The following is an 8,037-nucleotide window of genomic DNA, read 5'->3' on the forward strand; positions in this document are numbered from 1 at the left end:
GGCCCCGGACAACGGCACCACACGCGCGTCACCCTCCGGATCCGCCGCCATCGACTCCAACACCGACCGGTACAACCCACCCAACCGCTCCAGGCTCGCCTGGCTGAGCACCCCGGCCGAGACGTGGAAGTTCACGCTGCCGCGGGTCGGGATGACGTTGAGCGCGAACTCGTTGATGCCGTCGCTGACTCCGCCGTCCACGTCGACCGCTTCGGTGTCGACCTGGTGGAAGTCGAGGAACTCGAACAGCACCGTGAGCAGGTCGCGGGTGTTCCCGGCGGCGCGCTGGATGGCGGGCAGCGGGTAACGGCGGTGCGACCAGATGGCGGTCTCCGTCGCGTACGTCCGCTCGACCAGCTCACGCCAGGTCCTCGCACCCCGACTGGCCGGGAACGGCAGGGTGTTGAGGTGCATACCCAGCACCCGGTCGGCACCCGGCGCCTCCAGACGGCCGTGGTAGACCACACCGGTGTGGAAGGCCTCGTCCGGGGTGAGGGCGGACAGCACCTTGAGGTGCGCCGCGAGCAGCACGCTCTTGAGCGAGGTCTTCGCCCGGGCGGCCAGCTCGCGCAGGCCGTCCTCCAGGTCCGCGAACGGCACCTGGAGGTGCCGGCGGGTCGCCTCGCCCGCCTCGGCGGCCCAGCCGGCCGGGAGCGCCAGCGGCGTGTGCTCCTCGACGATCTGCTGCCAGAAGGCCTGGGTCGCCGGGTCGGCCAGCGCGGTCTGCTCGGCGGCGATGAAGTCCGCGTACCGCACCGCCGGCTGCTCGTAGGCGTCCGGCGCGCCCGCGGCGCGCAGCGCGCGGTAGCAGTCGAGCACCTCCATCAGCAGCGAGTTGTAGCTCCATCCCTCCGAAATGGCGTGGTTGTAGGTGAAGTTGAGCCGCCAGGAGTCCTCGGACTCGACGAGCGCCGAGACCCGCAGCAGCGGCGCGACGGTGAGGTCGAAGGTCCGGGACTGCTCCCGCGTCAGGAACTCGCCCTTGAGCCGCGCCCGTTCGGCCTGGTCGAGGCCGCGCAGGTCCTCCAGGACCACCGGGTAGTCGGCGGTGGCGTGCACGATCTGCAGCGGCTCGTCGAAGCCCTCCAGGTGCATCGAGGTGCGCAGGATGTCGTGGCGGGCCGCCACGGTGTCCACGGCGCCCTGCAGCGACTCCAGCGAGAAGGGCTGCCCGTCCCGGATCAGGAAGGAGTTGACGTTGTGGTACAGGCTGCGCTGCTTCCCGGGGGCGGCGGTGGTGGCGAGCAGCTCGACGAGCATGCCGGTCTGCACCTGGGAGAGCGGGTAGGCGTCGACGGCGTCGGCGGGCAGCAGCGCCCGGTCACCGTCGCCGATCAGCGCGAACGGCCGGACGGCGGTGATCAGCGACGCGCCGCCGTCGCCGACCGTGGCGGCCAGCGCGGCGACGGTGCGGTGCTCGAAGACCGCGGGGACGGTGATGTCGAAGCCCGCCGCGCGCAGCGCGCCGACCAGCCGGACGACCCGCATCGAGTCACCGCCGAGGTCGAAGAAGCTGCTCCGCACGCCCACCTGCGACAGGCCGAGGACGTCGGCCCAGATGGCGGCGATCCGCTCCTCGGCGGGGGTGCGCGGGCCGACGTACTCCGAGGCGTCGAAGGCTTCGGCGTCGGGGGCGGGCAGCGCACGCACGTCGACCTTGCTGCTGCTGGTCAGCGGGATCCGGTCGAGCAGGACGTACCCGGCCGGGACCATGTACTCCGGCAGGCTCTCGCCGAGCCGGGCGCGCAGCCCGGTCAGGTCGAGCGGCCCGGCGGCCACCAGGTAGGCGATCAGGCGCTTGACCCCCGGGGCCGGCTCGTGGACGGTCACCACGGCGTCGCGGATGTCCGGGTGGGCGGTCAGCGCGGACTCGATCTCGCCGAGCTCGACGCGGTGGCCGCGGATCTTGACCTGGCTGTCGATCCGGCCGAGGGAGTCGAGGCTGCCGTCGGGCAGGCGGCGGGCGAGGTCGCCGGTGGCGTAGAGGCGGGTTCCGGGCGGGCCGAACGGGTCGGGGACGAAACGCTCGGCGGTGAGGGCGGGGCGGTCGAGGTAGCCGCGGGCCACGCCGGGGCCGCCGACGTGGATCTCGCCGGGAACGCCGGTGGGTACCAGGCGGCCGGCCGCGTCCAGCAGGTGGATGGTGAGGTCGCCGACCGGGCGCCCGATGACGCTGCGGCGCGGGTCGGCGAGGTCCTCGGCGCCGACCCGGTGGTAGGCGCAGTGCATGGTGGTCTCGGTCGGGCCGTACAGGTTGACCGGCTCGGGGTGGTCCAGGCCCATCCGGGCTATCCAGGGCTGGAGTTCGGCGGCCTCCAGCCGCTCACCGCCGAAGGCGACCAGGCGCAGAGCCAGCCGGTCGAGCCGCGGGTCGCCGTCCTTGGCGGCCGCCGCGAGGGCGGAGAACGCGGAGGGCGTCTGCAGCAGGACGGTGACCTGCTGCTCGACCATGAGGTCCAGGAAGTCGTGCGGCGAGCGGGCGATCGCCGAGGGGACGACGACGAGCCGGCCGCCGTGCAGCAGGGCGGCCCACATCTCCCAGACGGAGACGTCGAAGCTGTAGGCATGCGACTGGGTGACCACGTCGCCCGGCCGGAAGCCGAACTGCTTCCGGGTGGCCGCGAAGTGGCGGGCGACGTTGGCGTGGGTGAGGCTGACGCCCTTGGGCAGGCCGGTGGAGCCCGAGGTGTAGATGACGTAGACCTGGTTGTCCGGACGCACGCCGGTCACGGGTGCGGTGGCCGGGCGGGCGTTGATCTCGGCCGCGTGGGCGTCGACGAGCACACGGGTGCCGGTGAACTCCAGCTCGTCGAGGGCGGAGTGGGTGACGAGCAGGTCGGCCTTGGCGTCGGTGAGCATGTAGGCGAGGCGGTCGGCGGGGTTGGCTGGGTCGAGTGGCAGGTAGGCGGCGCCGGACTTCAGGATGCCCAGCAGGGCGGGGATGAGGTCGGGTCCGCGTTCCAGGGAGAGGCCGACGATCCGCTCGGGGCCGGCGCCGAGGGCGGTGAGGTGGTGGGCGATGCGGTTGGCCCGCTCGTCCAGCTCCGCGTAGGTCAGGTGGGCCGAGCCGCTGGTGAGGGCGATGGCGTCCGGGGTGCGGGCGGCCTGGGCGGCGAACAGCTCGTGGACGCAGTCCTCGACCGGCTGCTCGACGGTGGTGTTCCAGGTGTCGAGCAGCCGGGAGAGTTCGTCGGCCGGCAGGTGGGCGGCGCGGGCGTCGCCGTCGGCGTCGGCGGCCATCGCCTCCAGCACCGACCGGTACATCGCGCCCAGCCGCTCCAGGTTCGCCGCGGTGAAGAACTCCGTCGAGCCGCTCAGGTTGAAGTACCCGTTCGAGGGGATCGCGTTGAGCGCGAACTCGGTGCCGCCGTCGTTGATCCCGCCGTCCACGTCGACGGTGTCGGTGTCGACCTGGTGGAAGTCGTGGTGGTCGAAGAGGACGGTGATCAGGTCACGGGTGTTGTCGGCGGCGCGCTGGATGGCGGGCAGCGGGTAGCGGCGGTGGGACCAGATGGCACTCTCGGTCGCGTACGTCCGCTCGACCAGCTCACGCCAGGTCTTCGCGCCCCGGGTGGCCGGGAACGGCAGGGTGTTGAGGTGCATGCCCAGTACCCGGTCGGCGCCCGGCGCCTCCAGCCGGCCGTGGTAGACCACGCCGGTGTGGAAGGCGTCCTCGGCCGTCAGGCTGCCGAGCACCTTGAGGTGCGCGGCCAGCAGCACGCTCTTGATCGACGTCCTCGCCTCGGCGGCCAGCGCCCGCAGGCCGTCCTCCAGGTCCGCGAACGGCACCTGGTGGCTCACCTGCCCGCCGCGCTCGCCGCCCCACCCGGCCGGCAGCGCGAGCGGGCTGTGCTCGTCGACGATCCGCTGCCAGAAGGCCTGGTCGGCCGGGTCGGCGAGGGAGGCCTGTTCGGCGGCGATGTAGTCGGCGTAACGGACGGCGGGCTCCTCGTGCACCGCCGGCTCACGGCCCTCGGACAGCGCCCGGTAGACGTCCAGGAGCTCCATCAGCAGCGAGTTGAGCGTCCAGCCGTCGGTCACGGTGTGGCTGTGGCTGAAGGTCAGGCGCCAGGCCCGGTCGGACTCGATGTGCGCGGCGAAGCGCAGCAGCGGGGCGGCCGTCAGGTCGAAGCCGGCCGCGCGCTCCTCCCGCAGATAGGTGTCCGCCCGGTCCTGTGCCTGTTCGGCGGTGAGGCCGCGCAGGTCGTGCACGGCGAGCGGGAAGGTGACGGCGGCGTGCACCAGCTGGAGCGGCCGGGAGAAGTCCGCGAGGTGCAGCGAGGTGCGCAGGATCTCGTGCCGGGCGGCGACCAGGTCGAGCGCGCCGCGCAACGCGACGGCGTCGAAGGGCACGGCGTCGGGGATCCGGAAGGAGTTCAGGTTGTGGTAGAGCCCGCGGTCGCCGGAGGTCATCAGCTCGACCAGCATGCCGGTCTGGATCTGCGAGAGCGGGTAGGCGTCGACGACGTCGGCGGGCAGGGCCGCGCGGTCCTCCTCCGCGATCAGCGCGAACGGTTCGACGGCGGTGATCAGCGACGCGCCGCCGTCGCCGACCGTGGCGGCCAGGGCGGCGACGGTGCGGTGGTCGAAGACGTCGCGGATGCTCACGTCGTAGCCGGCGGCGCGCAGCGCGCCGACCAGGCGGACGGCGCGGATGGAGTCGCCGCCGAGGTCGAAGAAGCTGTCCTCGACGCCCACCTCGGACAGGCCGAGGACCTCGGCCCAGACCGCCGCCAGGCGCTCCTCGACCGGGGTGCGCGGGGCGGTGTAGCCGCCGGTGCTGAAGGCGTCCAGGTCCGGCGCGGGCAGCGCGCGGCGGTCGAGCTTGCCGCTGTTGCTGAGCGGGAGGGCGTCCAGGGCGACGAACGCGGCCGGGACCATGTACTCGGGCAGGGTGACGGACAGCGCCGCGCGCAGCGCCGCCGTGTCGGCGCCCGCCCCGGCGGTCCCGGTGACGACGTAACCGACCAGGGACTTCTCCCCCGCCGCGTTCTCGCGCACGGTGACCACGGCCTGGCGCACCCCGGCGCAGGCGGCCAGCGCGGCCTCGATCTCGCCGAGCTCGACGCGGTAGCCGCGGATCTTGATCTGGCCGTCGATCCGGCCGAGGAAGTCGATGGCGCCGTCGGGCAGGCGGAGGACGAGGTCGCCGGTGCGGTAGAGGCGGGAGCCGGGCGCGCCGAAGGGGTCGGGGACGAACCGCTCGGCGGTCAGCCCGGGGCGGTCGAGGTAGCCCCGGGCCAGGCCCGGGCCGCCGATGTGCATCTCACCGGGCACGCCGACCGGCACCGGGTGGCCGGCGGTGTCCAGGAGGTGGATGCTCAGGTCCCCCAGCGCATGGCCGATGTTGCTGCGGTGGGAGGTGGCCACCTCGTCGGCGGTGATCACGTGGTGGGTCGCGTACACGGTGATCTCGGTGGGGCCGTACATGTTGACCAGGGCCGGGCGTTCGGTGCCCTTGCGGGCCGCCCAGGAGCGGAGTTCGGCCATGTCGAGGCGCTCACCGGCGAAGATGACGGTGCGCAGGGCGAGTCGGTCCACCCGCGGGTCGTCCTGCTCGGCCAGGCCGGACAGCGCGCGGAAGGCGGACGGCGTCTGGCACAGCACGCTGACCCGCTCGCGGACCAGCAGGTCGATCAGGTCGTGCGGGGAGCGGCTCACGGTGGGCGGGACGACGACGAGGCGGGCGCCGTGCAGCAGGGCGCCCCACATCTCCCAGACGGAGACGTCGAAGGCGTAGGAGTGGAACAGCGCCCACACGTCGTCCGCCGAGAAGGCCAGCTGCTCGCGGGTCGTGGTGAACAGGCGTGCGACGCTGGCGTGGGTGAGGCTGACGCCCTTGGGCAGGCCGGTGGAGCCCGAGGTGTAGATGACGTAGATCAGGTTGTCCGGACGCACGTCCGTGACCGGCGCGGTGGCCGGACGGGCCGCGATCTCGGCCTCGTGGGCGTCGACGAGGACGCGGGTGCCGGTGAACTCCAGCTCGTCCAGGGCGGAGTGGGTGACGAGCAGGTCGGCCTTGGCGTCGGCCAGCATGTAGGCGAGGCGGTCGGCCGGGTTGGAAGGGTCCAGCGGCAGGTAGGCGGCGCCGGACTTCAGGACGCCGAGCAGGGTCGGGACGAGGTCCGGGCCGCGCTCCAGGCTGACGCCGACCACGGTGTCGGGACGGGCACCGAGGGCGGTGAGGTGCTGGGCGATGCGGTTGGCCCGCTCGTCCAGCTCGGCGTAGGTGAGGTGGGACGAGCCGCTGGTCAGGGCGACGGCGTCCGGGGTGCGGGCGGCCCGGGCGGCGAACAGCTCGTGGAGGCAGGCGTCCACGGGCAGTTCGGTGCGCCGCTGCCAGTCGGCGAGCAGCCGGCGGTCGGTCTCGGGCAGCGGGACGGCGAGGGCGTCACCGTCCGGATCGGCGGCCATCGACTCCAGGACCAGCCGGTAGAGGGCGGCCAGCCGCTCCAGGTTCGCGCTGCCGAGGGCGCCGGCTCCGGCGGCGAGGCCGAGTCGTCCGTTGCCGGCGATGGCCATCAGGGCGAACTCGTTGCCGCCCCCGTCCAGGCCGCCGTCGATGCCGATGCCGCCGCCGGCCTTCCCGCTGTCGACCTGGTGGAAGTCCTGGTAGTCGAAGAGGGTCGACAGCAGGCCGACGCCGCCCGCGGCGCGCTGGACGGCGGGCAGCGGGTAGCGGCGGTGGGACCAGATGGCGGTCTCGGTGGCGTAGGTCCGCTCGACCAGCTCGCGCCAGGTGCGGGCACCGCGGGTGGTCGGGAAGGGCAGGGTGTTGAGGTGCATGCCGAGCACCCGGTCGGCGCCCGGCGCCTCCAGACGGCCGTGGTAGACCACGCCGGTGTGGAAGGCCTCGTCCGGGGTGAGGGCGGACAGCACCTTGAGGTGCGCGGCCAGCAGCACGCTCTTGAGCGAGGTCTTCGCCCGGCCGGCGAGGACGCGCAGCCCGTCCTCCAGGTCGGTGTAGTCGACGGTCCGGTCGACCGGGGCCCGCCCCGCCTGGTCCGCCCAGCTGCCGGGCAGCACCAGCGGGCTGTGCTCGTCGACGACCTGCTGCCAGAAGGCCTGGTCGGCCGGGTCGGCGAGGGAGGCCTGTTCGGCGGCGATGTAGTCGGCGTAGCGGACGGCGGGCGCCTCGTGGACCGCCGGTTCACGGCCCTCGCAGAGCGCCTGGTAGACGCCCAGGAGCTCCATCAGCAGCGAGTTGAGCGTCCAGCCGTCGGTCACGGTGTGGCTGTGGCTGAAGGTCAGGTGCCAGGCCCGGTCGGACTCGATGTGCGCGGCGATCCGCAGCAGCGGGGCGGCGGTCAGGTCGAAGCCGGCCGCGCGCTCCTGCCGCACGTACTCGCGTGCCCGGTCCCGCGCCTGGTCGGCGGTGAGGCCGCGCAGGTCGACGGTGGTGAGCGGGATCCGCGCCGAGGCGTGCACGAGCTGCAGCGGCTGCGCGTACCCGGACAGCGCGATCGAGGTGCGCAGGATTTCGTGACGCTCCGTCAGGATGTCGACGGCGCGGCGCAGCTCCTCCGCCGCGTAGCCGATGCTCTCGGCGATCCGGAAGGAGTTGAGGTTGTGGTAGAGCGTCGATCCCTGGGCCGCCGCCAGTTCGACGAGCATGCCGGTCTGCGCCTGGGAGAGCGGGTAGGCGTCGACGATGTCGGCCGGGAGGGCCGCGCGGTCGTCGTCGCCGATGAGGGCGAAGGGCTGGACGGCGGTGATCAGGGAGTGGCCGGTGCCGTCACCGATCCGGGTCGCGAGGGCGGTGATGGTGCGCTGCTGGAAGACATCGGGGATGGAGATGTCGTAGCCGGCGGCGCGCAGGGCTCCGACGAGGCGGACGGCGCGGATGGAGTCGCCGCCGAGGTCGAAGAAGCTGTCCTCCACACCGACCCGCGGCAGGCCGAGGACCTCGGCCCAGACCGCGGCCAGGCGCTCCTCGACCGGAGTGCGGGGGGCGGTGTAGCCGCCGGTGGCGAACGCGTCCAGGCCGGGGGCGGGGAGGGCGCGGTGGTCGACCTTGCCGCTGTTGCTCAGCGGGAC

Annotated in this window: 1 protein-coding gene; it reads right to left on the reverse strand. The window is 73.3% G+C overall.

Annotated features, from left to right (window positions below; genetic code table 11):
* Positions 1-8,037 (reverse strand): amino acid adenylation domain-containing protein (locus ACZ34W_RS38020; protein WP_465610990.1); only part of this gene is annotated, 8,037 nt, incomplete at both ends.

The sequence above is a fragment of the Kitasatospora sp. NPDC022856 genome, from assembly GCF_055561235.1.